The following is a 25,410-nucleotide window of genomic DNA, read 5'->3' on the forward strand; positions in this document are numbered from 1 at the left end:
ACTCTCTAAGACTGCAAAACCACAAGAGAGAGCCGCAATTTGCGGCTCTCTCTTGTGGTTTTATTGTTTTTCTCGATCAATTCTTTGAAAAAATCATCATGGATCTACCTCAACAATTATCAATTGGGAAGGATCGCTGGTTGGAACTATTAGAGCAGCAGCCCATTCACCACTTCCTGGTGTGTAATTGCCTCCGTTTTGTTCTGCATCCTGCCAAAGACCATAACCAGGATCCCCTGAATTTAAAGTCTCTTGCCCAAGCACCGCCCAGATGGCATTCTGCACCGCTTCCCACGAATAATTATTCCCTGGTTGGTGTCTCTTGTTGATTATGTAATTGACTTTATTCCACTGCGCTTGAGTATAAATAGAGGGACCAGGAATGCTGGATAACATTAGACCAGTATACTCCTTGCTAGGAGATATAGAGTGTTGGGTGTCTACACACCATCCCTCTGTATAACCCTGCAAATCGTCCGGCACACCCTCTACCCAGGTATAGCTAAAGTATGTATTGTTACCTGGATGAGAAACCTTAAATTTAATGTAATTTTTGGGCAGTTCAATGTCCTTAATGCACTGGCAGGGTAGTGTTTCCTCGCATTCTAACTTAAAGTTCAAGCCAGAAACGGAATTATTAACTTCCCTAATATGCTCTTTTGGATTTACAACTGGATAACCGTTGATCAATCCATCTTTATCGGCCACCAGCGCAACTTTGTAGATACCCTTACATAGACCAGTAAATGTGTAGTAACCATTCGCATTAGTAGTTACCTCTTTAGTAAAAGTATAACTACCATTTTCCTGTTTCCATAACTTTACCTTAACTCCTTCTTGACCTTCGTAACCATTACAGGTTTCTCCAATAACCCTGCCACTTATTGTTAAGTCACACTTTGGATTGCTAACCAACCAGAAGTTCTGGTCATAAACATTACCTTGGAGATTAAAATTGTACCATGGTGGGTTTGGTGCTTTGATAGTCATATCGTAAGGTAACGTATTGCTATCAATTTCTACATAATACTGACCAGCTGGAAGATTAGCGAAAAAGTATTTGCCGTCGTTCCTGGTTACATATTCCCACCAAATTGCTCCCCCTTTATTTCCCTGGCGCAGCTTAACAGTTACACCGTCCACCCCTTCTCCCAATCCCGAATCATATTGACCAGTAGTACCACCCGGCTTATCTTCAAACACAAATCCAGAAATGGAATACAGAGGTTTTTCAGGTGGTATAAGGTAAAACACCTGATTCGTTACACCACCTGGAGGGAGATTGCTCACTACCCTGGTAAGTGGGGAAACTGTATAACCGTTGTATTCTGAAGGAAGCCCTATAACTTCAAGAGTATAGTTTTCACCAGCCGTTAAACCGAGAAAAGCAAAAGAACCGTCAGGTTCGGTGCTATCCACTTTTTCAGTTTCGTTGCCAGTAATTTTTACTGTAACCCCGTTAACTCCCGTCGTGGTACCCTCAATATAGACACTGCCGCTTATTGAGCCAGGAATAGGCTGCAACAGAAAATTGTTGTTCAGACTATCCGCATTCAGAGTAACGGTTATACTATTCGGCGGTGGAGTGCTGGTATAACCCTCTGGGGGGTCAATGGATATGACATAGTTTCCAGCAGGTAGGTTATCAAAAACATACTTACCATCGCTATCTGTCATTGTGGTTCTATTGACTGGACCAGTAAGATAAACAGCCACATTAGGTTTGCCTTCGCCAGAATCCATGCTTCCGTTTTTATTTTCATCTTCCCAAACATAACCCTCAATGCGATAGGTTTCCTCAGTGGTAGTCCCGCCACCACCGTTTCCTCCACCACCAGTCACGATAACAATACCTCCACCACCCGGTGCTCCTCCACCTGGGGCACCAAAGAGGTTGCGCACAATTGCTGAGGCAAGTTGGGCAACGGTTGCATCCTGCTGGGCATCACGACATGCTTTGAGAGCATTCTCTACTGCTTCTATGAGCTCTGGGGTGGGAACAAATGCTGGTATGTCACTGCACTGTACCTGGTCTGGGTAGAGCTGTTTGGCAACTTCATAGATGATCACTTGAGCAGTGGTGTAGGCATTGGCTTCACCAGCATTGTAGTTACTTCCCTCAGGAATGATTCCCTGCTTCACCCACATGTTTTCTTTCACTTTGGCATAGAGGATGTAGCAGGAATCCTGAGCACCAGATACCTCATACTCACCACACTGGTTGGTGTAGGTGACCAGGTTGTTGCCGTTTTCTCCCATGAGACTTACCTTGACCTCTGGTGCAGGCTCATTGCCTGAGGAAACCTGAGGATTAGCACAGGAAGAAACCACACAATTTGAATCAGGTACTGCCACTTTACCCTGAATACTTACTCCTCCTGGAGAACCAAACTGAGCTCCCTGTTGCAGGCAGCCAGTGAGGAAGAGGAGGAGGAGAAGGAGTAAAGAGGCTACAAGAAGATAATATTTCCTTGACATTTCCAAGACTCCCTTCCTTCAAAGTTTGAATACAAGTTTAGAGAGTCCTGGATTCAAAAACCATCGCCCGAAAGTACTATTTTAAGGTTCCTCAACTCCTATTTCCATGTCCAGTACAATTTGTAACCGTTGTTCACAGAATATCCTGTTTTTTATGGAGTTGAGCGAAAATGAGTAACCAAACGAGAGAAAAGAGAGAAAGCAGGACTGTTTAGATGAAATTTATCAAAAGGCGCAGTTACTCCTGATAATCCACCTTTTGCGAGGCCTCACGGAGCATGTTGTAGAGCTCGTTAGCATCTCTTCCCTTGACAAGGTAGGCATAGGCTCCTCTGCGTAGAGCCTCGTCGCGGTACTCTTCATACATGCTGAGCATGATAACCGGAACCGGCAAGTTTTTTTTGAGCTCTTCAAGAAGGGTTAAACCGTCTGTATCTTGAAGCCGAACGTCGAGAACGATCACATCAGGCCTGAGCTTGTGGAGCAAATTCAAAACTCCCTTGCCCCTGGTGCTTTTTCCCACCACTTTCATGCCGGGTTGATTCTCTATTAAAAACTGCAGGCTCTCCAGCAAAAAGCGGTTATCATCTATCAGAAAAACCTTGACTTCCTCCTTCTTGCAAACCTCAGCGGCTGCTCTCAAACTGAACTCACCCTCCGGTAAAACAACTTTTCAGCATTGTAACCGCAGTCCAGAAAATATTGCTATGGGAAAAAAGTCCTATTTTCACCTTTTTGAAAACCCATATCGATGCTACAATAAGGTCGTGATTGCATTGTCAAACGTAGCCAAAAAAAGAATTGCACGCTCGTTGCTTATAAGGCCGGTACTTGCCTTCTTGTTGGTAGCGTTCCTTTTTTTCTGCTCCCTTAGTGTTTTCTGTGCAGAATCAGTTACCAGGGAAGAGCTCAATGCCTTTTTAAAAGAAACACTTGCTTTCCAGCCTGCGGTAATCAGTGAAGCGAAAGAAAATCCTCTCACTCGTTACGAAGCGGTGGAAACCATACTCAGAGCTATGGGTTATGATTACCTTGCTTCTTTTCTCACCGAAGAGGACCTGAGGGGATTTGGCAAGCTGGAGTTTCCTGCAGAATCCAGAGAAGCGAAAGTGAGCGTTCTTGCTACCCTCCTTTCTCCACCCCTTTTGAAGGGCGATGCAGAGGGTAAGCTGCGTCTTTTCGACTTTTTAACCAGAAAAGAATTCGAATACTTGAAGGAACGGCTCAAAAATTACCAGAGGGAAGGGGTACGCTTTGAATACACCCGGGAAATTGAACCCGGCCTGACCCTCAAGGTATACAAAGAAGGGTTACCTGGTGAAACATTCGGAGAAGGCATCTTTCTTCAGGTGGGCGCTTTTTCAGAAGAAGAAAAGGCAAAACGGGTGAGCCAGTGGCTAAAAGAACTCAACTATTCCACTTCAGTACAGTTCGAGGATGGGCTTTTCAAGGTAAGAGTGGGGCCAGTTGACAAAGAAGAGTTGAGCCTTACTGCTTCACGTTTGAAAAAACAGGGCTTCAATTCTTTCCCGGTATATCTGAAGGCCGGAAAACCCGGTCCCCTTTTCTCTCTTGCACTCCTTTTCGACCCTCAAAAATCAAAGCGCTCCATTTTTCTGGCACTGGCCCAAGACCAGCTGCTGGAGCGGGAAACGCTTTCTTCCCTTGCCCGGCGAAAAGGTGCCCTGTTTGGCATAAACGCAGGCTTCTTTACTCCAGATGGAATTCCCATAGGCCTTCTGATGATTGATGGGAAAATTCTTCGAGAGCCACAGGAAGGATGGTTCGTCTGTGGTTTTACTCCCCAGAACGAAATGGTTATTGGAGAAGTGGTTTTCAAAGCTGAAGTAATAACTTCCAAGGGTTACAGTTTCCCAGTATCAGGTATCAACCGCAAAAACCGCGGTGAAGAACTTGTTTTCTACACTCCAGAATTCGGCCCTCAAACACCGGAACAAAAAGGTGTTGAGTGCATAGTGCGCAGTAAAAGGATCTTTCGCATTGGAACAACCCAGGGTAAAACTTCCATAGAGCCGGGTACCATCGTTCTACAGGGTCAGGGGCGAGGCGCCTCCTGGATGCTTGAAAACCTGAAACCCGGGGAAGAAATCAATTTGAAAATAACGCTTGCTCCCCGGTCAGGAGACCCTGAAATCTGGAAAAAAGTAAATTTCATGATAAGCGGTGGTCCCCTCCTTTTCAGAGAGGGACGAAAAGGACCCTTTGGCGACTTTCGTCAGGAAATTGTGGAAAAGGAACACCCCCGCACAGTGATTGGCAAGACTTCCCGGGGGGAAATTCTTTTTTTGGTAGTCGACGGAAGAAACCCCCGCCACAGCCAGGGATTGACCATCAACCAGCTGGTAAACTTTCTGGAGAAATACCAGGTAACTGACGCTCTTAACCTGGATGGGGGTGGTTCGGTCACTTTCTACTTCCAGGGCAAGGTGCTGAACTTCCCTTCAGACCCCACGGGGGAGCGGAAAATATCAACTGCCTTACTTTTGCGCTGAAACAATGATTTACACCGGAGTCTGCGGCTTCCCCAAAAAGAGAGAGCTCATCTTCCAGAACCTGGACGGAGTGGAAATTCAGGAAACTTTTTACCACCTGGTGAACGAGGCAAAAATTGCCCGCCTGAAATCTGAAGCCCCTCCTGGCTTTACATTTACCATGAAAGCCAACCAGATAATCACTCATTCCTCTACGTCGCCTACTTATCGCAGGTCAAAGCTTCCTGAAGATTTCCGAAAGGAAAACCTGGGTTTCTTTAAACCTACCGAAGAGGTGGAATTCGCTTACCGGCATTCCCTCCTGCTGGCAAAAGTCTTAGAAGCAAAAGCTCTGATATTCCAGTGCCCTCCTTCCTTCAAGCCCAGCGGAGAAAACCTGAAAAACCTCCAGAGTTTTTTCGAAAGCGCTAACCAGGAAAGGCCACAAGAGTTGCTCTTCGGTCTTGAACTCCGTGGGGGATGGCCGGAAGAGCTAATCCAGAAAATCTGCCAGGACTTCGACCTCGTCCACGTGGTCGATCCCTTCCAGGAAAGACCAACTGCAGGCAAGGTCTATTACTTCAGACTGCACGGAAAGGGAAAATACCACTACCGGTACTCAGAAACCGAGCTCCAGGAACTGGTGCAGAGAATAAAACGATTGCCAGAAAAAGAATGTTTTCTATTTTTCAACAATACTTTCATGTATGAAAACGCCTTAGAGATGAAAGCGCTGCTTCTCAAAGGTTCTGAGCGGTCAACATAATCTCCACTTTTTCAACCAGTGCAAGAAGGTCCCTCGGCCGTTCAAGAACATATTCCGGACGCAAATCCAGGACTTTCTCCGGCAACAGGGCACCCCACTTGGCAAAGGCAAAAGCGCAAGGTAGCGACCGCGCTGCAAGAAGGTCATACACGGTATCACCAACGAAAAGAACCTCTTCTTTTTGCACTCCCAGCTTCTCACAGGCCGCCATCAGGGGTTCTGGATAAGGCTTGGGGTGTTGCACCTCATCAGCACATACAGCAACTCTAAACAACCTGCTAATAGGAAACCTTCCAAACTGGGCTTCAAATTCCCTGCGTAATTTGGCAGTAATTAACCCCAGAAAAAGGCCTCTTGCATGAAGCTCCCTTACAACCTCTTCCACTTCAGGGAAGAGATTGGCATCACAAATTTTTTCATCCACGCACCGCTGCCATCTCCTTGAGAACGTTTCCCAAAGTTTGGGTGGAACTCCTAAGCGCTTCATGGTTTCAAAGCCTGGAAGCCCAATCAAGGGATAAAAGAAGGCTTCTGGGAACAATTTGCCTGAAAAATCATGATACACCTTAGCTAAACCCTGAGCCACCAGGCGGTTAGTATCGGTGAGCGTACCATCTATATCGAAAAGTAATGCCCTAAGCATATGTTACCTCCTCCAAAAATTATCAGCCCTTCATTATACCAGAGCCGTCAAGCTCACAAGTAAAAACATTTGCACTTTCCTACTTTTTTGGTAGAATTGAAAATCATTAACCAAGGGAGGGTTCGCTTTGTTTGGACTGCACGATTTCTGGACAGGTTTATCTATTATCCTGTGCATTGCCAGCACCCTGCTCTGTGTTGTTTATGGCGCTCTGAACTGGAACCGGGGCGGGGAGGAAGCGGTGAGCTCTGAAAAGGTGTTGCGTTGGGAAGAGGAAGAAGAAGAGATTGAAGAGTAAAAGGGAGGGGCGAAGATGAATCAAATCGGCATTCTTCTTATTGTTCTGGCGTATCTGGTGATTACCGGCTACCTGGGATACGTGGGGTACCGGCGCACCAAGACCACCACTGATTATCTCCTGGCAGGAAGAGAAGCTCATCCCTATGTCATGGCCATGTCCTATGGGGCAACTTTTATAAGTACCTCTGCAATTGTGGGCTTCGGAGGGGCAGCGGCACTTTTTGGAATGAGTCTTCTCTGGCTTACCTTTTTGAATATTTTTGTGGGAATATTCATTGCTTTTGTCTTCTTTGGACACCGCACCCGGGCTATGGGCTACAACTTGGACAGCCACACTTTGCCCGAACTTTTGGGCAAGCGCTTTCAATCCCGATTTATCCAGATATTCAGCGGAATTGTGATTTTTCTCTTCATGCCCATCTACACTGCCGCAGTGCTCATGGGAGCAGCTCAGTTTTTGGTGGTCAACCTGGGAATGAATTATGAAACAGCTCTCTTTATCTTTTCAGCCATTGTAGCCATATACGTTGTGATGGGCGGTCTGAAAGGAGTTATGTATGCCGACGCCTTCCAGGGAACCATCATGTTTTTGGGAATGATTTTTCTTCTGGTTCTCACTTATGTAAAGCTGGGAGGAGTGGTTAATGCTCATGAGTCCCTCTACCAGCTTAATCCCAAAATAGTGGAAATCATGGGTGCGGCTGGTCACCGAGGTTTCACCCATTTCCCTGCTTTTGGTTCCAACCTGTGGTGGACAGTGCTTTCAACTATCATCCTTGGAGTGGGTATAGGTGTACTTGCCCAACCCCAGCTTGTAGTACGTTTTATGACCGTGCGAAGCAGCCGGGAGTTAAACCGAGCAACCTTGGTGGGAGGAATATTTATTCTGGCTATGACCGGTGTGGCCTTTGTGGTAGGACCGCTCTCCAATGTATACTTTTTCCGCACCATGGGTCAAATATCTTTTCTTGCCGCTAACAAAAACGTGGATGCCATAATTCCGCTTTTCATTCAGAGCGCTATGCCTGCCTGGTTCAACGTGCTCTTTCTGGTCACTCTTTTTGCCGCCGCTATGTCCACCATGAGTAGTCAATACCATACCCATGGGTACCGCCCTGAGTAGAGACGTGGTGGAAGCCTCACTACATAGAAAAAGCACCATCGGAGTGAGTCGCCTGGGAACTTCGATAGCAATACTGTTCAGTACCTTTTTGGCTTGGGGTTTACCCCGCTTTTACGGAGCGGGCTCGGCAATCATCGCCCGAGGAACTGCTCTTTTCTTCGGCCTATGCGCCTCTGCTTTTCTCCCCATGTATGTGGGTGGCATCTACTCGAAAAAGATAACCAAGGCAGGAGCAATAGCCGGAATGCTGGTCGGCTTTTTCGCCAGTATGTTCTGGTTCCTCTTTGTCCACGAGAAAGAGTCAAGCGTACTGCGGGTGTGTCAGGCAATCTTTGGAAGGCCTGCTCTATGGGGATACCCCTGGAACGTAGTCGACCCCATAGTGGTAGCCTTACCCCTTTCAGCTGTGGTCACCATCCTGGTGAGCGCCTTCACTAAAAAGCCAGACCCGGAACACCTCAAAAACTGCTTTAACGGAATAGAAAAGTAATAGAAACGGATTTTCTCCTTGCTCCGGACGTTTAACCCGGAGCAAGGAGAAAGCAAAAGTCAAGATCTTTTTTCTTGGCTTTCGGTAAGCCTTGCCCGGCTGACCAGAGTAGCAATATCCACCCGGTCCTTCAGTTCCAGCTTGCGTAAGATATTACTGATGTGGTTTTTGACGGTGCTTTCGCTTATATAGAGTAGTTCTGCAATTTCCCGGTTGCTTTTTCCTTGTGCTATTAACCGGGCAATCTCTATTTCTCTTGGGGATAACCGCTCAAAAAGGAGCGACCTTTCCTCTTCGGGGTCTTCCTTGCGCATCATCTCAAGCACTTTCATATACACCCCGGAATCCAGTAGCACTTCTCCAGAAAGGCAAGCCCGAATGCTTTTCAAAAGGCGTTCGGGAGAGGAATGCTTCAAGATATAACCCCGGGCTCCTTCTCTAACTGCACGGTAGATAACCTCTTCGCTCTCCTCCACAGTGAGCATAAGCACCGGAAGGTCAGGATTGTCTTTGCGCAATTTACGCAAAACCTGGATGCCATCTTCACCGGAAAGATTGATATCCAGAATCACCAGGTCCACTTCTTGCTCAGGGATTTTTCTTAGAGCCTCCTGATAGCTGTAAGCGACACAAACCACCTCAAAATCCTCTTCCTCTTCAAGAAGCTTGCGCAGGCCAGAAACAAAAATGGGGTGATCATCCACCAGAGCTATTTTGTATTTTCTCATCCTTGAAGCACCTCAAGGGGTATGGTTGCCCGTACTTTGGTTCCTTTGCCCGGCGAGGAAAGAATACGCAACCTGCCTTTCAAGAGACGCACTCGAGTTCTCAGGTTAGTAAGACCAAAATGCTCTCCAGTCGCTTTTCTCACCTCACTTGGTGAAAAACCAACCCCATCGTCTTCGATGGAAATATGAAGTTTTCCATCTTCTCGCACCCCAACCATGACCTTTGCTTCACGAGCGTGAGCATGTCTCTGCACGTTAGAAAGCGCTTCCTGCACTATGGAAACAATGGTCTTGTAAACCCAGAAAGGCATCTTACCGTAACCCAGATGAAACTCCTTTTGCACCTTAACCTGTGGGGGGATAAACTTTTGTACCACTTCTTCAAGCCTGGACTCAAGCTCCCTATTGGAAACAAAGCTCCCTTTTAATTCAGAGAGAATGAACCGTGACTCTTCAATTCCTGCTGAAGTCAAAAGTTTTATTTTCTCTACCAGTAAACGCGTAGCAGCATCTTCCATCGGCAATTTTCCCTCCAGAAAATGAAAATAAATTTGCAAGGAAGCAAGAATCTGGGCTAAACCATCGTGCAATTCCCTGGCCAAGCGGTTTCTTTCTCTTTCTCGAGTAAACTTCTCAGTAGTCTTCAAAAAGTATAGATTATCGAGACAGGACACAGCAAGTGTCGCGACAATGGAAAGAATGAGTAAGTCCAGCAGGTCAAGCTTTTCATTGAGGAAAACCACCAGGACATACTTATCCGTATGAGCAGAAACCATGGGCAAAAGAAGTGATTCCCTACCATTGAACCTCACAAGCCCTGGAAACTTTTTGTCCAGCACTTCTTTTATCGGTTGGTGCAGACTATCGAGCTTACCCCAACTGAGTTCCGCTGGCCAGTTGGCCCTGAACACCCGGTAAGGGCGTCGAGCTGAGAGTTTAAAAACAGCCATCTCCGAAGCGCCAGTGAGCATCCTCACCGAGTTGCTCAACCCTTCAAACACTTCCTCAGCACTTTCAAAACATCTCACGCTGCCAAAAAGAGAGATGATTTCAGAAAGCGCAACGATACGGCTCTCTCGCTGATTGCGCAGGAAGTTTTCCCGCAAAAGCAGGGCAATACTCTCAGCCAGTGCTTCCAGGCGAGGAATATCCCGCTCACTGAAGCGCCGTGATACAGCGTTGAGATTTAAAACGCCCACCACCTCTCCATTCTCATAGGAAACTGGCAGGGAAATTGAGGAGTGCAGACGGCTCCTTCGACGACTCAAATTTTGAGGGTCTCTATCGTCTATGATTAGAGGCTGTCCGCTCTCAGAAACCAGTGCCGAAACACTTGCTTCTCTGGTATCAACTCGCTTTCCCAGGTGCTCTGGAAAAATATTTTTTCCAGCAGCAATATAGAGTTGTTCCGACTCATCTTTGAGAAGTAAAGAACCACTTTCTGAACCAGTCATCTCGATGGCCAGCTCCAAGATGCGATCCAGAATTTCTTTTTCTCGAGGAGAAAAAACCCATTTTTTGCTCTTAATAGAAAACCCCTCCCTTTAGGGGATTATTATAACACGGCTTTTTTTCCTAAAAAAGTGAAATCATTCTCCAATCCTGTGGTATAATTAAAATCGGACAAGGAAATAAAAGTTGTTGAACTTAAAGTGCTGCGCCTGCGGTGAGGAGCAACTCTGAAACCAAGGGTGAGAGAAATGAAGCCCGGTTTGCGCGCTCTCGCAGGCCGGGCAACTTTTTTAAAGGGGGATGCTCATGAAAAGCGAGGCAACTTTGCAAACCAGAAGACTCAACATTGAGGAGTGGATGCGAGAAGTAATCAAGGAAGACGAAATAGACCGCTACCTTGAAAAGGGTCAGGACTTCATAAACGATGAGCGTATTGAAGAATTGCTCAATGCCAATCGCAATCCTGAGCCGACAAAAGTAAGGGAAATACTTGCAAAATCCCTGAGCTTGGAGCGTTTGGAACCTGAAGAAACAGCTACTCTTTTGAACGTGGAAGATGAAGAACTGTGGGAAGAAATTTTTAGCACCGCAGCTTTGGTTAAGAAAAAAGTCTATGGAGACCGCATTGTAACCTTTGCGCCGCTTTACTGCAGCAACTATTGTGTGAACAACTGCCTTTACTGCGGTTTCAGAAAAGATAATGACCGTCAGAAAAGGCGTCGCCTGACCATTGAAGAAGTGAGAAAGGAAGCCGAGGTTTTGGTATCCTTGGGACATAAAAGGCTCATCATGGTCTACGGAGAGCATCCACTCTCTGACATAGACTACATAAAAAGTACCATCGAAGCCGTGTATGAAACTCGAGTGGGTAACGGTGAAATTCGCCGGGTCAACGTCAATGCTGCCCCCATGGATATAAGCAGACTCAAAGTCCTCAAAGAGGTGGGAATTGGTACTTTTCAGGTATTCCAGGAAACCTACCACCACGAAACCTATCGCAAGGTGCATCCCCAGGGAATCAAGGCCAACTACCGATGGAGACTTTACGCTTTACATCGCGCTCAGGAAGCGGGCATAGACGATGTGGCCATAGGTGCTCTGTTTGGACTGTACGACTGGAAATTTGAGGTAATGGGTCTTCTCTACCACACCATAGACCTTGAAAAACATTTCGACGGAGTGGGTCCGCATACCATATCTTTCCCCAGATTAGAGCCGGCAGTGAACACCCCCTTTATCCAGGAAACCCGCTATAAAGTAAACGACCGTGACTTCAAAAGGCTGGTAGCGGTGCTTCGTCTCTCAGTTCCCTATACGGGTCTCATCATTACTGCACGTGAGCCGGCGCATATCCGCAGAGAAGTGCTCCAGGTGGGATGCACCCAAACCGATGCCTCGACCAAGATAGGCATAGGTGCTTACAGCGACCGCTATCAGGAACAGGAGCTGGAAAGACAACAGTTCATGATTGGAGACCCCCGTTCGCTCGATGAAGTAATCCGAGAATTTGCTGAACTTGGATACCTGACCTCTTTCTGCACAGCAGGTTATCGCTGCGGACGGACGGGAAGATATTTCATGGACATTGCCAAAAAGGGGAAGGTCCATCTTTTTTGCATGCCCAACGCCATTTTAACCTTTAAGGAATATCTGATGGACTATGCTTCCCCGGAAACGAGAAAGGTTGGAGAAGAACTTATTTCCAAAAAGCTACCAGAAATCGAACCCCAAACCAGGGCTATCGTCGAGGAATACCTGCAAAGGATTGAAAAAGGTGAGCGTGATCTTCGAATTTGACCACTGGGTTCGGGAAGTAGAAAGAGAACTTCAGAATATTGACGGCTTGGTTGCCAAACTTGAATACCTGGCCAGAGCCCTGAAAGAGCGCTATGGCATAGCGGTAAGGTTTGTAGAAATACTGGGAAAACGGTGGTCACATCTTGCTGGCTGGGGTGGTGAATACCCTTCTCCTCACCTTGAACAGGTGCAGCTTTCCGAAAAACTGGGAATGGTGATTGAAACCAACCACCCCATCTCAGCCCAAGAAATGGAAAGGGTAACTCTCTGGATTAAGGAAAAAGTGCTACCAGTGGTTACCCAGGAAGTCAATTAGGAGTGCCGGAAATATCTGAGTAAGTGGTTAGGAATCTCTAAAGGACTCAAGTTCCTTGAGCATACGATAGGGCTTGGTCAGAATCCGCAAGGGAAGATTTTTCAGGAATTCGGTCAGGTCCTTTTCATATTCTTCGCTCAAGCGCCTGGGTTTGGTAAGCACTCTTTCCACCAGTTCTTCTCCATAAAGAGCCAGCAACTTTTTCTTATCGAATCCGATTTCCAGACCACATTTTTTACATATGATGGACTGCACAATGCCCGCCCGGTAAATTATTTCATGCTCCACTTCTTCCTGGCATTGCAAACAGTAAAGAGAAGTGGTCAGCTTTTCTCCATCCAAACTTTAAACCCTCCTCAAGAACCGCTTTCAACACGGATAGCAAAAGCATCACTTACCACCGAAAGTTTACGGATATGCTCCAGAGCAAGCTGCAACTGGCTTTCCGGAGTATGGTGAGTTAAAAAGTAAATGTGGGTAAGCTGGTCAGGAACGCTCACCGGTTGCTTCACCGCCGAAAGACTTACTCCACAAGCCCCAAACTCAGCAGCTATTTTCCCCAGAACACCAGGGCGGTCATAAGCCAGTATCCTCACACAATACTGGTTAACGACCTCTTTCATAGGCTTAACCGGAAAATTAGCAGTGAAGTTATACCCCGCTCTCCCCCGGCAGGAGTACTTCAAGTTTCTTATCGCCTCTATTATATCACCCACGATGGCACTACCCGTAGCTTCTCCACCAGCACCTGGACCTATAAAGGTCAAATTGCGAGTTCTTGACTTCACAAAGATGGCATTCTCAACGCCATTTACCGAAGCTAAAGAGTGCCAGGAAGGCAGAAGCACCGGATGCACTCTCAATTCAAGCTGATTTTTATCTTTTTTAGCGATAGCCAGAAGTTTTATAACGTAACCAAGTTCCCGCGCGAAATCAATATCTTGAGGCAGTAAAGCGGTAATACCTTCCCTGTACACCTGGTCAACATCCACCTGGGTACGAAAAGAAAGCGAAGCGAGAATAGCAATTTTGTACGCAGCGTCAAAACCTTCCACATCCATGGTGGGTACTGGTTCTGCATAACCAAGCCTCTGTGCTTCTCTAAGCGCTTCCTGGTAGGACACACCCTTCAAGGACATTTCAGAAAGAATAAAATTGGTGGTGCCGTTGACGATACCAAAAATTTCCTCAATGTCATCTCCCAGAAGCTGTTCCTTAAGGGCATGAATTATGGGAATACCCCCGCCCACCGAGCCTTCAAAGAAAAGCTCACTACCGCTTTGCAAGGCCACTTGCAGGAGTTCCTTTCCCTTTTTGGCAATAAGTTCCTTGTTTGGAGTCACCACAGTTTTACCCCGTTCCAGAGCCTCTTTTACAATGCTAAAAGCTGGCTCCAGGCCTCCTATCGCTTCCACCACAATGTCAATGGAATCGTCGTTCAAGATTTCAGCAGGGTCTTCACCGCGCAGCGAGGGAGGAATTACAATGGAACGGCTTCTAATCCAGTCTTTATCAACGATTTTTACCACTTCAACAGTCACACCAAGTGCTCTTTCTATCTCGAACTTCTGTTCCCAGAGAACCTTGACCGTGCCGGAACCTACAGTCCCAAAACCAATAATACCGATGTTAACCCTGGTCCTCTTTTCCTCCATACTGCTCCTCCTTCAAATGTTGATTACTTTACTCAAAAAAGCTCTGGTGCGTTCGTTGCGGGGGTTGTAAAAAATTTCTTCTGGAGTACCCTCTTCTATAATCTTACCATCGTCAATATACACAACTCGGTCAGCAACCTCCTTGGCAAAGCCCATCTCATGGGTCACCACAATCATGGTCATTCCCTCCTGCGCCAGCTCCTTCATAACTTCTAAAACGTCTTTGACTGTCTCTGGATCCAGCGCTGAGGTGGGCTCGTCGAACATCATAACCTTGGGGTTCATCGCCAGAGAGCGAGCAATGGCCACTCGCTGCTTTTGGCCTCCCGAAAGCTGCCAGGGATAAGCGTCCTGTTTGTCGAGCAAACCCACCTTCTGGAGAAAGTTTCGGGCTATTTTCTGAGCCTCCTGAAGAGGTATTTTTTTCACCTTGACCGGGGCCAGTGTGATATTCTGGAGGACCGTCATGTGAGGAAAAAGGTTAAAATTCTGAAAAATCATCCCGATGGACTGCCTGACTTTATTCAGGTCCACTCCGTTCTGGTGAATATCCACACCATCCACCAGCACTCTGCCGCTCTGTATCGGCTCCAGACCGTTCAGGCAGCGCAGGAGAGTACTCTTACCAGAACCAGAGGCCCCGATAATCGCTACTACTTCTCCAAAGCGAACTCTGAAGTCAATATCTTTTAAAACATGGTGTTTCCCAAAATACTTGTTAAGACTCTCAACCTCGATGACCCACTCACTCATTGTACTGGAGCCTCTTTTCCGAGTATTTCACCACTTTGGAAATCGCATAGGTCATTAAAAAGTAGAACAAAGCCACTCCCGTCCAGATTTCGAAGGATTTAAAAGTTCTGGTAATGATAATCTGACCAGTACGGGTGAGTTCGGCAATGGCAATGGTGGAAACCAGCGAAGAATCTTTTAAAAGCGCAATGAATTCATTGCCCAGAGGAGGCAAAATACGCACGAAAGCTTGAGGAAGAATCACGTAGCGCATGGCCTGCCCCCAGGTCATACCCAAGGAACGGGCAGCTTCCATCTGTCCCTGGGCAATGGATTCAATACCTCCCCGCACAATTTCGCCCACATAAGCACCACTGTTGATACCCATCGCAATAATTCCAGCAACAAAAGGGTCCAGGTTAAGACCCAGCGAAGGAAGAGCAAAATACACAATGAATATCTGCACCAGAAGGGGAGTACCCCGGATAAGTTCGATATAAGCCGAAGAAATAAGACGAAGAACAGGGTTGGGCCAAACCCGACCCAACCCTGCCAGAATGCCTATCACCAACCCCAGGGCAATGGAAAACGCAGTAACCCTCAGAGTCATTGAGGCTCCAATTAAAAGAGCAGGAAAAGCACGGAAAAGGGCTGCAAAGTCAAAGTGCAAACCTTACTTCCTCCTGAAAATTTTATTGATTGCTACCAAACCACTTATTGTATATCTCGTCATATTTACCAGATTCTTTAATCTTGCGCAGCGCTTCATTGATGGCCTGCAAAAGCTCGACATCCCCTTTACGCATAGTAACTCCGTAGCGGTCCTCACCTTCACGGAAAGTTCCTGCTATTTTCATTTGAGGAAGCATGCGCATCCGGTAAGCAACTTCAGAAAGGTCGTTCACCACTGCATCGGCTCTTCCATTCAAAACCTCCATGTAAGCCTTGTCAATGGTGTCAAAACGCTTTACAGTTACCCCTTCAATTTCGGAAACCGCAAGGTCGCCAGTGGTGCCGATTTGCACAGCAACCACCTTGCCAACCAGGTCTTCTGGGCCTTTAATAGAATCGTTATCCTTCAACACAGCAATGGCTTGAGAGGTAACATAATAGGGATCGCTCATCTCTTTGGACTTTAACCTCTCTTCGGTGATGGAGGTTGAAGAAATGATGACGTCGAATTTTTTGGCATCCAGAGCAGGGAAAATGCCATCCCAAGCAGTATCCACAAAAACAGCCTCAACTCCCAACTCTTCGGCTATAGCCCTGCCCAGGTCAATATCAAAACCCACGATTTCACCGTTTTCGTCATGAAATTCCATTGGGGGATACGTTGCGTCAGTGCCAATGATCAGTTGACCCCTGGCCTTGATTTCATCAAGGGTTGAAGCAAAGGCAAACCCAAAAGCAAAAAGTGTCATAACCAGTACCAATAAACAAACTAAAAATCTCTTCACAAACACCGCCTCCTTTGTTTTCGAAAATAATACCATCCTTCAAGAAACAGTGTCAACGAATCTTCTACCCAACCTTCAAAAACCTGGCTCTGCTCTTTTGGAGAGGTTTTCAAAGCGCGTACAATCCTCGAGAAAGGCAAGCTCCACCGTGCCCACCGGTCCATTGCGCTGCTTGGCAATAATGATTTCTGCAATACCTTTTTTGGGGGTGTTGCGATTGTAATACTCCTCGCGGTATATGAAGATAACCAAATCAGCATCCTGTTCTATAGCACCGCTTTCCCGCAAATCGGAGAGCTGAGGCCTTTTGGGAGTGCGTTGTTCCACTGCTCTACTGAGCTGGGATACTGCAATCACCGGCAAATTCAATTCACGAGCTAATCCTTTAAGCGAGCGAGAAATCTCCGAGATTTCCTGTTGACGGTTTTCAGAGCGCCCATATCCTCTCATAAGTTGCAGGTAATCAACAATGATCAAGCCCAGGTTTTTCTCGGCTTTGAGCCGTCTCGCCTTGGCACGGATTTCCATAACCGAAATGTTCGGGCTGTCATCCACAAATATGAGGGCTTCGGCAAGCCTTCCTGCAGCATGAGCCAGCTCCGGCCAGTCTTTCTCAGTTATCAGGCCTCTACGCACCCGGCTTGCACTTATGCGTGCTTCGCTGCACAGCATACGCTGTGCTATCTGGTCCCGCGACATCTCAAGACTGAAAATGGCCACCGGTATTTTGGCGTGGATACCCACGTGCTGGGCAATGTTCAGGCAAAAGCTGGTTTTACCCATACCAGGCCTTGCTGCAACCACAATAAAGTCAGAAGGGTGAAAGCCGGTGGTCAGGGCGTCGAGGTCCACAAATCCGGAAGGTATGCCAATAACATGCTCATCCCGTCGATAGAGTTCTTCTATACGGTCAAAGGCCTGATTAATGATTTCCTTAAGTGGCACAAAGTCGTAGCGAATCTTTCTCTGGGAAAGTTGAAGAATCATCTGCTGTGCCCGGTCTAAAAGGACGTTTGCATCTTCTTCTCCTTCATAGCTTTCCTTCACGATGCGATTACAAAGCTGTATTAAAGAACGGACTAAAGCTTTTTCTTCAACAATGCGCGCGTAATATTCAACATTAGCAGCGGTAGGAACAGAACTCGCTAAAAGGGTGATGTATTCTATACCCCCCGCCCGTTCCAGCTGGTTCTTTTGTCGAAGTTTTTCGGTGAGGGTGACGATGTCACAGGGTTGGTTCTCACTAAATAGTTCCCAGATGCTTTCAAAAATCAAACGATGATTTTCAAAATAAAAATCCTCTGGCTTGAGAATCTCGAGAACTCTTAAAAGAGCTTCTTTGTCCAGTAAGGCCGAGCCCAACGTAGCCTGCTCGGCCTCCTTACTGTGAGGAGGTATTCTATCGATACTCAGGATTCAGCCTCTCCCTCTTCGGGTATTACTTTTACTTTGACCTGGGCATAGTTGCCCTTACCAAGGTGAATTTTGACTTCCTGTTCTCCCACTTCCTTAATGGGTTCCTTAAGGGCGATAAATTTGCGGTCAAAATCCACTCCCAGGATTTCAGAGATTTTCTTAGCTATTTCCGAAGAAGTTACCGACCCATAGAGCTTTCCTTTTTCCCCAGCTTTGCGGACAAACTCAAGCACCAACCCATCTATGCGGCTCTGCAGCGCCTGAATTTCTTCCATTTCTTTTGCTTCACGGAGTGCTCTCTTTTTCTTAAGATGCTCAACCTGAGCCATGTTTGCTGGAGTGGCCTCGATAGCCAGCTTGCGTGGCAGAAGAAAATTTCTGGCATAGCCTGGCTTCACTTCCACCACGTCTCCTTCTCTGCCCAGGTTTTCTACCCTCTGCAAAAGAATTACCCGCATATTATCACTCTCCTTTTACTTCTTCTTAAGAAGCTTTCTAAAATCAAACCAGGTGTCAAAAACTCCCAACCAGGTAAGCACCGTGGAAAAAACTGGTTGCATCACCACAAATATAATTATAATTGCTCTCACTACCCGCTGGGCAATAATTTTTCTGAGAAAAAAGTTGAGGACTGCCACTCCCTGAACCATGAAAAGAATTTGCGTTACCAGTTGTAAATTCAAACCAATCTGGTAAACGAAACTACTCCCACCCAGAAAGAGCAACAACCAGCTCAGAAAGTACATCCAAACCATGGAAGGTGGCAAACGCCACTCACTGAAAGCAGGAAAGGGAGGAAATCTAACCCCTATTCTTTTACCCACCCAACTACCCAGAATAAAGTTCAAAAAAGTGTCAAAAAGGGCAGCAAGAATCAGAATGGCCGGGATGGTCATCTTCACAATTTGCATAAGAGTTTCAACGCTGTTTTCTCCCAACCCCTCTCCCAGGTTACCCAGCATACTGTAAGCTTGACCAAAAGCCTGCTCCATAATATTTAAACTCTCGAGAATGGGATTTTTACCCATTAAAAGAAGCGTTAATCCCACCAGAGCCAGTTTGGAAAGCAGAGAAACCAGAGCGCCGAGACCGATAATTTCTACCCAACCATATCCTCTTTTAACCAGAACTCCCATAAAAATACCCAGAAAGGAAAACCCCACAAAGCAAATTATTGCCTGGTACAAACCTGCAAAAGCAAGAATGATAAGCGTGGCAACTACTGCAGCCAGAAAACCCACTTTGAGATTCCAACGGATGACCAGGAACATCACTGGCAAAGGGCAAAGAAAGCTCAAAATCAAGCCAAAAACAGGAATATATATAGAACCCAGATAAAGAATCACGGTGAGGGCAGCAAAAAACGCGCCCTCTACCGTGGATATTGTTCTCCGCATGCTATCATTTACTCAACAGTGTAAGGCAACAAAGCCATCTCTCTGGCCCTTTTTATAGCCCGAGCCAGCATTCTCTGATGTTTGGCACAGTTGCCGGTAACTCTTTTGGGGATGATTTTTCCACGCTCGCTGAGGAATCTCTGCAGCCTATCAACGTCTTTATAGCTCACTTCAATTTTTTCTATGCAAAATATGCACCCCTTTTTCTTCTTTCTTCTGAAAAATCTTCTTTTAACGTCGTTTCTTTCAGCCATACCGATAAAGCCTCCTTATCAATTCAATCTAATTTAAGCACACTATCATCAGAAGAACTTTCGCTCCCTTTAAATTCCGAAAGCCTCTTTACATCCAGGGCAACTATTTCGTAAACCTTGCGCTTCCTTCCTGAAGCATCTTCATAAGCCCTCACTTGAATTCTACCCTCAACAAACACCCAGTCATGACGGCGAAGGTTTTCCTCACAGAATACCGCCAGGTCTTTCCAAGCAATAACCGTGAAATAATCCAGTATCTCCTTTCCGTCTTCAGAGGTGTACCCCCGATACACCCCCAAGGGGAAACTGGTTACTGGAGTGCCACTCGGCACGTAGCGAAGAACCGGTTTTTGGGTTAGGTAACCAATCAAAAAAACACGGTTCAAAGTAGGCTGAGACATTACTCTTCGCCAGAATCACTACTTTTTTCTGGAGTCATTTCTTCTCCAGAAACAGTAGCACTTACCCCCTCGCTCACCTGGGGTTCACCCTTGGAAGGAGCACTTTTTTCTTTGGCTTCCTGCTCACGAACCAGGATATGCCGCAGAACAGATGGTAAAAGCCTAACCTGACGGCTTACTTCCCGCACCTCCTCCGGAGGCAGAAGCAGGGATACAAAAAGGTAATACCCTTCGGTTTCTTTTTCAACCGGGTAAGCCAGCTTTCTCCGACCCCAAAAATCCACCTTTCCCGTTTCGCCACCACGGGAAACCACTATTTCTTTCACCTTTTCCATCACGCTCTGAACCTCTTCTTCACTGAGCTGTGGCTTCAACAAAAGAGCTAACTCATAATTCCTCAATGAATTCAACCTCCCTTCGGACTTTACGGTCTCGCCTCAGGACGAGACAGGGATAATAAACTCTCTACCAACAGGTTGTTAGGTTCCCTCCTCCCAGGAGGAGAGATATTGTTTTTGCCGCTCAGTCATGGTTTCTATTTTAACTCCTAAGTGCCCCAACTTCATCAGTGCCACCTGACGATCGATTTCTTCGGGCACCTTAAAAACGTCTTTCGGAAGTGCAGAAGCATTTTTCTTAAGATACAACACCGAAAGAGCCTGGTTGGCAAAACTTAAATCCATAACCTCTGGGGGGTGACCCTCTGCACAGGAAAGATTAACCAACCGCCCCTCTCCCAACAGGAAAATTCTTTTTCCATCAGGAAGGGTATATTCATCAATCATGCCACGAATTTTCCTTTTGTTCACACAAAGCTTTTCCAGCGCTTCAACATCTATTTCCACGTTAAAATGGCCTGCGTTGCTCAAAATCGCTCCATCACGCATTTTAAGAAAGTGTTCTCTTCGGATCACCGAAACATTTCCAGTTGCCGTAACCAGCACTTCTCCCCATTCTGCTGCTTCATCCATAGACATGACCAGGTTGCCGTCCATGAACGCCTCCAGAGCACGAATCGGGTCCACTTCCACAACCGCTACCTGAGCCCCCATACCCCGGGCCCTCATAGCAATGCCTCTTCCACACCATCCATACCCTACAACGACAAATCTTTTCCCGGCCAGCAAAACGTGAGTAGCGCGCAATATGCCTTCAATGGTGCTTTGGCCTGTACCATAACGGTTATCAAAAAGATGCTTGGTGTCGGCATCGTTGACAGCAATTATGGGATAGGCAAGTTTTCCACTTCGAGCAAGACTCCTCAAGCGAATTACTCCGGTAGTGGTTTCTTCAGTGCCCCCCCAGACACCCTCAAGAAGTGGACCGCCCTCTTTGTGAAGATAAGAAACCAGGTCTGCACCATCGTCCATAGTGATTTGAGGAGAAAAACTAACCACTTCCTCAATATGACGATAATAAGTATCCCTGTCTTCTCCTCGGATAGCAAAAACCGGGATTTCAAAATCACTTACCAAAGAAGCAGCCACTTCATCCTGGGTGCTCAGCGGGTTTGAAGCGCAGAGGCGAATCTGAGCACCACCTTTCTTTAAGGCCAGCATGAGGACTGCTGTTTCAGAGGTAACGTGTAAACACGCCGCCACTTTCAGCCCTTCAAGGGGTCTGGTTTTTTTCCATTCTTCACCAATAGCAGATACTACAGGCATTTCCCGAGCTACCCACTCAATCTTTTTTCTACCCTCGGGAGCAAGGGCAAGGTCTCTCACATGATAGTCCATGATATCCGCTCCTTTAAATTCCAGCCAATTTTCTAATTGCTTCTACCTGATCGGTTTTTTCCCAACTAAAGTCCGGGTCATTGCGCCCAAAATGCCCGTAGGCTGCAGTTTTTTTGTAGATAGGTCTGCGAAGCTTTAAGTTCTTGATAATTGCTCCAGGTCGCAAATCAAATATTTCACGGATAATTTTGAGAATTTCCTGATCGGGTATTTTACCAGTACCAAAGGTATTTACCGACATAGAAACAGGTCTGGCAACACCAATGGCATACGCTACCTGAAATTCACATTTTTCAGCAATGCCCGCCGCTACAATATTTTTGGCCACGTACCTCGCCGCATAAGAAGCTGAACGATCCACCTTCGTGGGGTCTTTACCTGAGAAACACCCACCACCGTGTCTTCCCACACCACCATAGGTGTCCACAATAATCTTGCGGCCGGTAAGCCCAGTATCTCCCTGAGGACCTCCAATCACAAAACGGCCAGTGGGGTTAACAAGGATACGCGTCTTCTCGTCCAGAAACTCATGAGGAATAACCGGCTTTATAACCTGTTCGATAATATCTTCTTTAAGCGCTTCAAGAGCAATATCAGGATGGTGCTGCGCTGAAACGATTATGGTATCGATGCGCAGAGGTTTTCCATCTTCGTAATCAACAGTAACCTGAGTTTTTCCATCCGGGCGAAGGTAAGGCAAAATACCTTTCTTGCGAACCTCAGCTAACCTATAAGCAAGGCGGTGAGCCATAGCAATGGGAAAAGGCATAAGCTCCGGCGTCTCATTGCAGGCATAGCCAAACATCATGCCCTGGTCTCCGGCACCCAGAGAGAGTTCTTCATCCTCGATTTCCTCACCCATTTTGGCTTCCAGAGAACGGTTAACACCCAGCGCAATATCCGGCGACTGTTCATCAATAGCTGTCAAAACAGCGCAGGTTTCAAAGTCGAAACCATACTTTGCCCTGGTATATCCTATGTCCCTGACCGTACTCCTCACTACCTGAGGAATGTCAACATAAGAAGTAGTGCTAATCTGCCCGGCCACAAAAACCAAACCCGTGGCAACCAACGTCTCCACAGCCACTCTTCCCAGAGGATCCTGAGCGTAAATGGCGTCCAGAATGGCATCTGAAACCTGGTCTGCTATTTTGTCAGGATGTCCCTCGGTTACCGATTCAGAGGTGATTTGATATCTTCCATTGTCCACATCCTCTCCCCCTTTCCACAGGAACCTCTCTTCCTTTATGTTTTAAAAAATAAATGCCAAAACAACAAAAATAGCCCCCACTCAGGGGGACCAGGAAAAGTAAAGTATCAAAAAGAAAGAGATTTGTCAACGTATATCTTCCAGCAAGTCCACGTTTTCCCTCTCCGAATAAACAAGTGGCGCCTTCCTCCACAATTTTTCCAGCTGATAAAAAGAGCGTTCCGCTTCACGGAAAATATGAACTATTAAATCACCATAGTCCAGTAAAATCCATTCCCCAGTATCTTCGCCCTCAACATGCAAAGGCCGGAAAGAATGTTCCTGCATCTTTTCCATAATTTCTTCTGCAATGGCTTGAGTCTGCACGCTTGAAGTGCCACTACAAATCAACCAGAAATCAGAGAAAGGGAAAAGCCCTCTCAAGTCAATCACTACCAAGTCATAAGCCTTTTTACTCCTGGCAGCTTCCCGGGCAATGTGTATCTTTCGCAGAACCCCCTTCAAGGATTAGAAACCTCCTCATCAAAAAAATCTAAAATTATTTTCCTGGCCTCTTCGAAATCAGGTTTCCAGTAGCTAACACCTTCGATATACGTAGGTTCACCAGGCATCATTACAAAACGAATATCTTTTTCCTCCAGGCCTTTATACCACAGGGCAATTCTTATCAACTCTTCCGTCTGGAGGTTGGTAACCAGAGCCGAACGTAAGCTTTCCAAAATTTCGGGAGCTTTTACAATATTATCCAGTTGTTCCATTTTCCCAAGAAGAGCTTGTAGAAATTTTTGCTGTCGTTTTATCCGTCCAATATCTCCAAGCTTATCAGCTCGAAAGCGCACATATTGCAGTGCCTTTTCACCATCAAGCACTTGTCGCCCCGGCTTAAGATCTATAAAGAAATTCTGTGCTTTATCCTGATACTTCATACGTTCCTCAACCTCTATTTCAACCCCACCCAGAAGGTCGATAACTTTCTCAAACCCCTCGTAGTCAACCTCCACAAAATAGGGGATTGAAATACCCAGACCTTCCTCAAGGGTTTTCTTCAAAAGTTTTATTCCTCCAAAAGCATAGGCATGATTAATCTTGTCATAGCGTTCCCGGTCTGGGATATAAAAGCGCGAATCGCGGGGAACTGAGTACAGCATAATCCGATTACGCTCGGTATTAAGAAAAACAAGTATTATGGTATCGCTCCGTAAAGGCTTGATGCTATCCTGACCAACCACCAGTATACAGGTATTCTCCGGGGTATCATAACCGAGCACTTTCTTAAAAAGCGCTTCCCTAAAGGGAGCATTAAAAACAAAAAGCATCACAAAGCCAGCAAAAAAGCCCAGAAACAGAAAGAGTATTTTAGTCCTGAATTTAGACCTGGTACGTCTTTTTCCCTTCTTTTTCGAAGTTTCCACTTTCTTCAATACCCCACTTTCTTGATTCTACATTCCAGGCTCGAAGGGTGGCAGGATAAATGATTTTCCCGCCAGAAACAAGGTATTTTAACTTCACCTTCAACGAGTAAAAATAAGCCTGATCCAGGTTATTATAAGCTAAATCTCTAATTTTTCTGGCCTCTTCAAATATCCTTCCAGGTTCACAAATATCGGCCACAAATAAAAGCTTATCAAATTTTCCCATGGTTTCACAGGCTGTAGCATGCCAGCAAATAGCCCGTAAAATCGAAAAATCCTTGACCCCCAGCACTTCCCTGATAAAAGCTGGAGCAGCAAAGGCATGATGAATGGCAGGAATGCTCCAAATTTCCCACCCAACCCAGGGAGGGAGAAAAGAAGACATTTTTTCAAGCGGAAAGTCCCGCAAACAATCGTGCAAAAGACCAGCTAAAAAGGCTTTCTCCTCATCAAGGTGATTACAAGCAGCCAGAGCTGCCGCCTCTTTTGCCACCCTTTCTGAATGCTCAAACCGGCAAGGAGAAAGCATACCTTCCAGCTTCTTTTGAATATGCTCAAATTTCATCTCTATACAGCCCAGTTTTATAGATATAATGTTCAACAGCTTCCGGCAAAAGGTACTTGATTGACTCTCCCCGGCGTACTCTCCTGCGGATTTCTGAAGAGGAAATAGCCAGAGCAGAAACTTCTATAACCCTCACATTATCACGAAAATTCCTGTCGATATTGAGCTTGTAACCAGGTCTTGACGCGGCAACAAAGGTGCACATAGTCAAAAGTTCCTGAGGATTGTTCCAGGTCGAAATCTGGGCAAAGGCATCAGCGCCGGTTATAAAGAATATCTCCGTTTCTTCTCCCCAGAGCTTTCTAAAATAGCGAACCGTATCGATGGAGTAGGAAGGGCCAGGCCTTTCAATTTCTACACGAGAGACGCTAAAGTAAGGATTAGTTACCGTAGCAAGCACCACCATGAGATACCTGTGTTCAGGGTCGGTAATCTTCTGACCAACTTTATGAGGAGGTCTTCCCGAAGGTACAAAAACGACCTCGTCAAGGTTGAAGTAATCGCGCACCTCTTCTGCAGTGACCAGGTGACCATAATGTATGGGATCAAAGGTTCCACCCATTATTCCCTTTCTCGCCAAAAACTCCAAA

Annotated in this window: 27 protein-coding genes and 1 pseudogene; 6 read left to right on the forward strand and 22 right to left on the reverse strand. The window is 46.3% G+C overall.

The window, feature by feature from the left end:
- Window positions 1-96 precede the first annotated feature (96 nt).
- Entirely contained in the window at window positions 97-2,478 is a 2,382-nt protein-coding gene (locus tag ACKTT1_RS06430; protein ID WP_412708993.1) for a collagen binding domain-containing protein, read from the reverse strand.
- Between the two features lie 238 nt (window positions 2,479-2,716).
- Window positions 2,717-3,121: a response regulator transcription factor gene (locus ACKTT1_RS06435; RefSeq protein ID WP_369019114.1), complete on the reverse strand. Its 405-nt coding sequence runs from the start codon at window positions 3,119-3,121 to the stop codon at window positions 2,717-2,719.
- A gap of 64 nt (window positions 3,122-3,185) precedes the next feature.
- On the opposite strand from ACKTT1_RS06435, the gene ACKTT1_RS06440 reads away from it, so the two are divergent.
- Window positions 3,186-4,991 carry a phosphodiester glycosidase family protein gene (locus ACKTT1_RS06440; protein WP_412708994.1) on the forward strand — a complete coding sequence of 602 codons (1,806 nt, stop codon included), beginning with the start codon at window positions 3,186-3,188 and terminating at the stop codon, window positions 4,989-4,991.
- 4 nt (window positions 4,992-4,995) lie between these two features.
- On the forward strand, window positions 4,996-5,736 hold the full coding sequence (locus ACKTT1_RS06445) for a DUF72 domain-containing protein (protein WP_369019112.1): 741 nt from the start codon (window positions 4,996-4,998) through the stop codon (window positions 5,734-5,736).
- On the opposite strand, the gene ACKTT1_RS06450 is transcribed toward ACKTT1_RS06445, so the two are convergent.
- On the reverse strand, window positions 5,711-6,379 hold the full coding sequence (locus tag ACKTT1_RS06450) for an HAD family hydrolase (RefSeq protein WP_369019111.1): 669 nt from the start codon (window positions 6,377-6,379) through the stop codon (window positions 5,711-5,713). The genes ACKTT1_RS06445 and ACKTT1_RS06450 overlap by 26 nt on opposite strands.
- 127 nt (window positions 6,380-6,506) lie before the next feature.
- Here ACKTT1_RS06450 and ACKTT1_RS06455 point away from each other — a divergent pair, with 127 nt between their 5' ends.
- The gene (locus ACKTT1_RS06455) at window positions 6,507-6,677 is read left to right on the forward strand and encodes a symporter small accessory protein (RefSeq protein ID WP_369019110.1); all 171 of its coding nucleotides are present in this window, start codon (window positions 6,507-6,509) and stop codon (window positions 6,675-6,677) included.
- A 15-nt stretch (window positions 6,678-6,692) separates the two neighbouring features.
- Window positions 6,693-8,292 (forward strand): annotated as a pseudogene (locus tag ACKTT1_RS06460) (sodium:solute symporter).
- A 59-nt stretch (window positions 8,293-8,351) separates the two neighbouring features.
- Here the strand turns inward: ACKTT1_RS06460 and ACKTT1_RS06465 are convergent.
- Window positions 8,352-9,020, reverse strand: coding sequence for a response regulator (locus ACKTT1_RS06465; protein WP_369019109.1), 669 nt, complete (start codon window positions 9,018-9,020; stop codon window positions 8,352-8,354).
- Window positions 9,017-10,549 (reverse strand): GAF domain-containing sensor histidine kinase, encoded by a 1,533-nt coding sequence (locus tag ACKTT1_RS06470; RefSeq protein WP_412710563.1) that lies wholly within the window; start codon window positions 10,547-10,549, stop codon window positions 9,017-9,019. The genes ACKTT1_RS06465 and ACKTT1_RS06470 overlap by 4 nt, the downstream gene beginning before the upstream one ends.
- A gap of 229 nt (window positions 10,550-10,778) precedes the next feature.
- Between ACKTT1_RS06470 and hydG the strand changes: the two genes are divergently transcribed.
- Window positions 10,779-12,269: a [FeFe] hydrogenase H-cluster radical SAM maturase HydG gene (gene hydG / locus ACKTT1_RS06475; protein WP_369019107.1), complete on the forward strand. Its 1,491-nt coding sequence runs from the start codon at window positions 10,779-10,781 to the stop codon at window positions 12,267-12,269.
- Window positions 12,247-12,585: a hypothetical protein gene (locus ACKTT1_RS06480; protein WP_369019106.1), complete on the forward strand. Its 339-nt coding sequence runs from the start codon at window positions 12,247-12,249 to the stop codon at window positions 12,583-12,585. Before hydG ends, ACKTT1_RS06480 begins: the two co-directional genes overlap by 23 nt.
- Before the next feature lie 27 nt (window positions 12,586-12,612).
- Here the strand turns inward: ACKTT1_RS06480 and ACKTT1_RS06485 are convergent, their stop codons facing one another.
- The 17 genes from ACKTT1_RS06485 to nadD form a co-directional block, all read right to left on the reverse strand.
- Window positions 12,613-12,927: a bh protein gene (locus tag ACKTT1_RS06485; RefSeq protein ID WP_369019105.1), complete on the reverse strand. Its 315-nt coding sequence runs from the start codon at window positions 12,925-12,927 to the stop codon at window positions 12,613-12,615.
- Between the two features lie 14 nt (window positions 12,928-12,941).
- A complete protein-coding gene (locus ACKTT1_RS06490; RefSeq protein WP_369019104.1) occupies window positions 12,942-14,240 on the reverse strand; it encodes a homoserine dehydrogenase in 1,299 nt (432 codons plus the stop codon).
- A gap of 12 nt (window positions 14,241-14,252) precedes the next feature.
- Window positions 14,253-14,993 carry an amino acid ABC transporter ATP-binding protein gene (locus ACKTT1_RS06495; RefSeq protein WP_369019103.1) on the reverse strand — a complete coding sequence of 247 codons (741 nt, stop codon included), beginning with the start codon at window positions 14,991-14,993 and terminating at the stop codon, window positions 14,253-14,255.
- Entirely contained in the window at window positions 14,986-15,642 is a 657-nt protein-coding gene (locus ACKTT1_RS06500; protein WP_369019102.1) for an amino acid ABC transporter permease, read from the reverse strand. The genes ACKTT1_RS06495 and ACKTT1_RS06500 overlap by 8 nt, the downstream gene beginning before the upstream one ends.
- A gap of 22 nt (window positions 15,643-15,664) precedes the next feature.
- Window positions 15,665-16,429: a basic amino acid ABC transporter substrate-binding protein gene (locus tag ACKTT1_RS06505; protein WP_369019101.1), complete on the reverse strand. Its 765-nt coding sequence runs from the start codon at window positions 16,427-16,429 to the stop codon at window positions 15,665-15,667.
- Window positions 16,430-16,504: 75 nt separating this feature from the next.
- Entirely contained in the window at window positions 16,505-17,836 is a 1,332-nt protein-coding gene (dnaB, locus tag ACKTT1_RS06510; protein WP_412710564.1) for a replicative DNA helicase, read from the reverse strand.
- Between the two features lie 2 nt (window positions 17,837-17,838).
- On the reverse strand, window positions 17,839-18,303 hold the full coding sequence (rplI, locus tag ACKTT1_RS06515; RefSeq protein ID WP_412708995.1) for a 50S ribosomal protein L9: 465 nt from the start codon (window positions 18,301-18,303) through the stop codon (window positions 17,839-17,841).
- A 15-nt stretch (window positions 18,304-18,318) separates the two neighbouring features.
- Entirely contained in the window at window positions 18,319-19,242 is a 924-nt protein-coding gene (locus ACKTT1_RS06520; RefSeq protein ID WP_369019098.1) for a YybS family protein, read from the reverse strand.
- 8 nt (window positions 19,243-19,250) lie between these two features.
- A complete protein-coding gene (rpsR, locus tag ACKTT1_RS06525) occupies window positions 19,251-19,496 on the reverse strand; it encodes a 30S ribosomal protein S18 (RefSeq protein ID WP_369019097.1) in 246 nt (81 codons plus the stop codon).
- 23 nt (window positions 19,497-19,519) lie between these two features.
- The gene (locus ACKTT1_RS06530; RefSeq protein ID WP_412708996.1) at window positions 19,520-19,882 is read right to left on the reverse strand and encodes a single-stranded DNA-binding protein; all 363 of its coding nucleotides are present in this window, start codon (window positions 19,880-19,882) and stop codon (window positions 19,520-19,522) included.
- A gap of 14 nt (window positions 19,883-19,896) precedes the next feature.
- Window positions 19,897-20,298 (reverse strand): 30S ribosomal protein S6, encoded by a 402-nt coding sequence (gene rpsF, locus ACKTT1_RS06535; RefSeq protein ID WP_412708997.1) that lies wholly within the window; start codon window positions 20,296-20,298, stop codon window positions 19,897-19,899.
- Window positions 20,299-20,376: 78 nt separating this feature from the next.
- Entirely contained in the window at window positions 20,377-21,633 is a 1,257-nt protein-coding gene (gene ahcY, locus ACKTT1_RS06540) for an adenosylhomocysteinase (RefSeq protein WP_412708998.1), read from the reverse strand.
- 13 nt (window positions 21,634-21,646) lie between these two features.
- Window positions 21,647-22,843 (reverse strand): methionine adenosyltransferase, encoded by a 1,197-nt coding sequence (gene metK, locus ACKTT1_RS06545; RefSeq protein WP_412708999.1) that lies wholly within the window; start codon window positions 22,841-22,843, stop codon window positions 21,647-21,649.
- 126 nt (window positions 22,844-22,969) lie between these two features.
- The gene (rsfS, locus tag ACKTT1_RS06550; RefSeq protein ID WP_412709000.1) at window positions 22,970-23,347 is read right to left on the reverse strand and encodes a ribosome silencing factor; all 378 of its coding nucleotides are present in this window, start codon (window positions 23,345-23,347) and stop codon (window positions 22,970-22,972) included.
- Window positions 23,344-24,255 (reverse strand): LCP family protein, encoded by a 912-nt coding sequence (locus ACKTT1_RS06555; protein WP_412710565.1) that lies wholly within the window; start codon window positions 24,253-24,255, stop codon window positions 23,344-23,346. The genes rsfS and ACKTT1_RS06555 overlap by 4 nt, the downstream gene beginning before the upstream one ends.
- Complete coding sequence (gene yqeK / locus ACKTT1_RS06560; protein ID WP_412709001.1) at window positions 24,212-24,820, reverse strand: bis(5'-nucleosyl)-tetraphosphatase (symmetrical) YqeK; 609 nt, start codon at window positions 24,818-24,820, stop codon at window positions 24,212-24,214. The genes ACKTT1_RS06555 and yqeK overlap by 44 nt, the downstream gene beginning before the upstream one ends.
- The gene (gene nadD / locus ACKTT1_RS06565) at window positions 24,810-25,409 is read right to left on the reverse strand and encodes a nicotinate-nucleotide adenylyltransferase (protein WP_369019089.1); all 600 of its coding nucleotides are present in this window, start codon (window positions 25,407-25,409) and stop codon (window positions 24,810-24,812) included. The genes yqeK and nadD overlap by 11 nt, the downstream gene beginning before the upstream one ends.
- Window position 25,410 lies beyond the last annotated feature (1 nt).

The sequence above is a fragment of the Atrimonas thermophila genome (assembly GCF_045864955.1).
Lineage (GTDB): Bacteria > Atribacterota > Atribacteria > Atribacterales > Thermatribacteraceae > Thermatribacter > Thermatribacter velox.

Coding starts and splice junctions, on each gene's coding strand:
- ACKTT1_RS06430 (WP_412708993.1), bottom strand. CDS start 2,478: ATGTCAAGGAAATATTATCTTCTTGTAGCCTCTTTACTCCTTCTCCTC.
- ACKTT1_RS06440 (WP_412708994.1), top strand. CDS start 3,186: ATGGGAAAAAAGTCCTATTTTCACCTTTTTGAAAACCCATATCGATGC.
- ACKTT1_RS06445 (WP_369019112.1), top strand. CDS start 4,996: ATGATTTACACCGGAGTCTGCGGCTTCCCCAAAAAGAGAGAGCTCATC.
- ACKTT1_RS06450 (WP_369019111.1), bottom strand. CDS start 6,379: ATGCTTAGGGCATTACTTTTCGATATAGATGGTACGCTCACCGATACT.
- ACKTT1_RS06465 (WP_369019109.1), bottom strand. CDS start 9,020: ATGAGAAAATACAAAATAGCTCTGGTGGATGATCACCCCATTTTTGTT.
- hydG (WP_369019107.1), top strand. CDS start 10,779: ATGAAAAGCGAGGCAACTTTGCAAACCAGAAGACTCAACATTGAGGAG.
- ACKTT1_RS06490 (WP_369019104.1), bottom strand. CDS start 14,240: ATGGAGGAAAAGAGGACCAGGGTTAACATCGGTATTATTGGTTTTGGG.
- ACKTT1_RS06495 (WP_369019103.1), bottom strand. CDS start 14,993: ATGAGTGAGTGGGTCATCGAGGTTGAGAGTCTTAACAAGTATTTTGGG.
- rplI (WP_412708995.1), bottom strand. CDS start 18,303: ATGCGGGTAATTCTTTTGCAGAGGGTAGAAAACCTGGGCAGAGAAGGA.
- ACKTT1_RS06520 (WP_369019098.1), bottom strand. CDS start 19,242: ATGCGGAGAACAATATCCACGGTAGAGGGCGCGTTTTTTGCTGCCCTC.
- rpsR (WP_369019097.1), bottom strand. CDS start 19,496: ATGGCTGAAAGAAACGACGTTAAAAGAAGATTTTTCAGAAGAAAGAAG.
- ahcY (WP_412708998.1), bottom strand. CDS start 21,633: ATGGACTATCATGTGAGAGACCTTGCCCTTGCTCCCGAGGGTAGAAAA.
- yqeK (WP_412709001.1), bottom strand. CDS start 24,820: ATGAAATTTGAGCATATTCAAAAGAAGCTGGAAGGTATGCTTTCTCCT.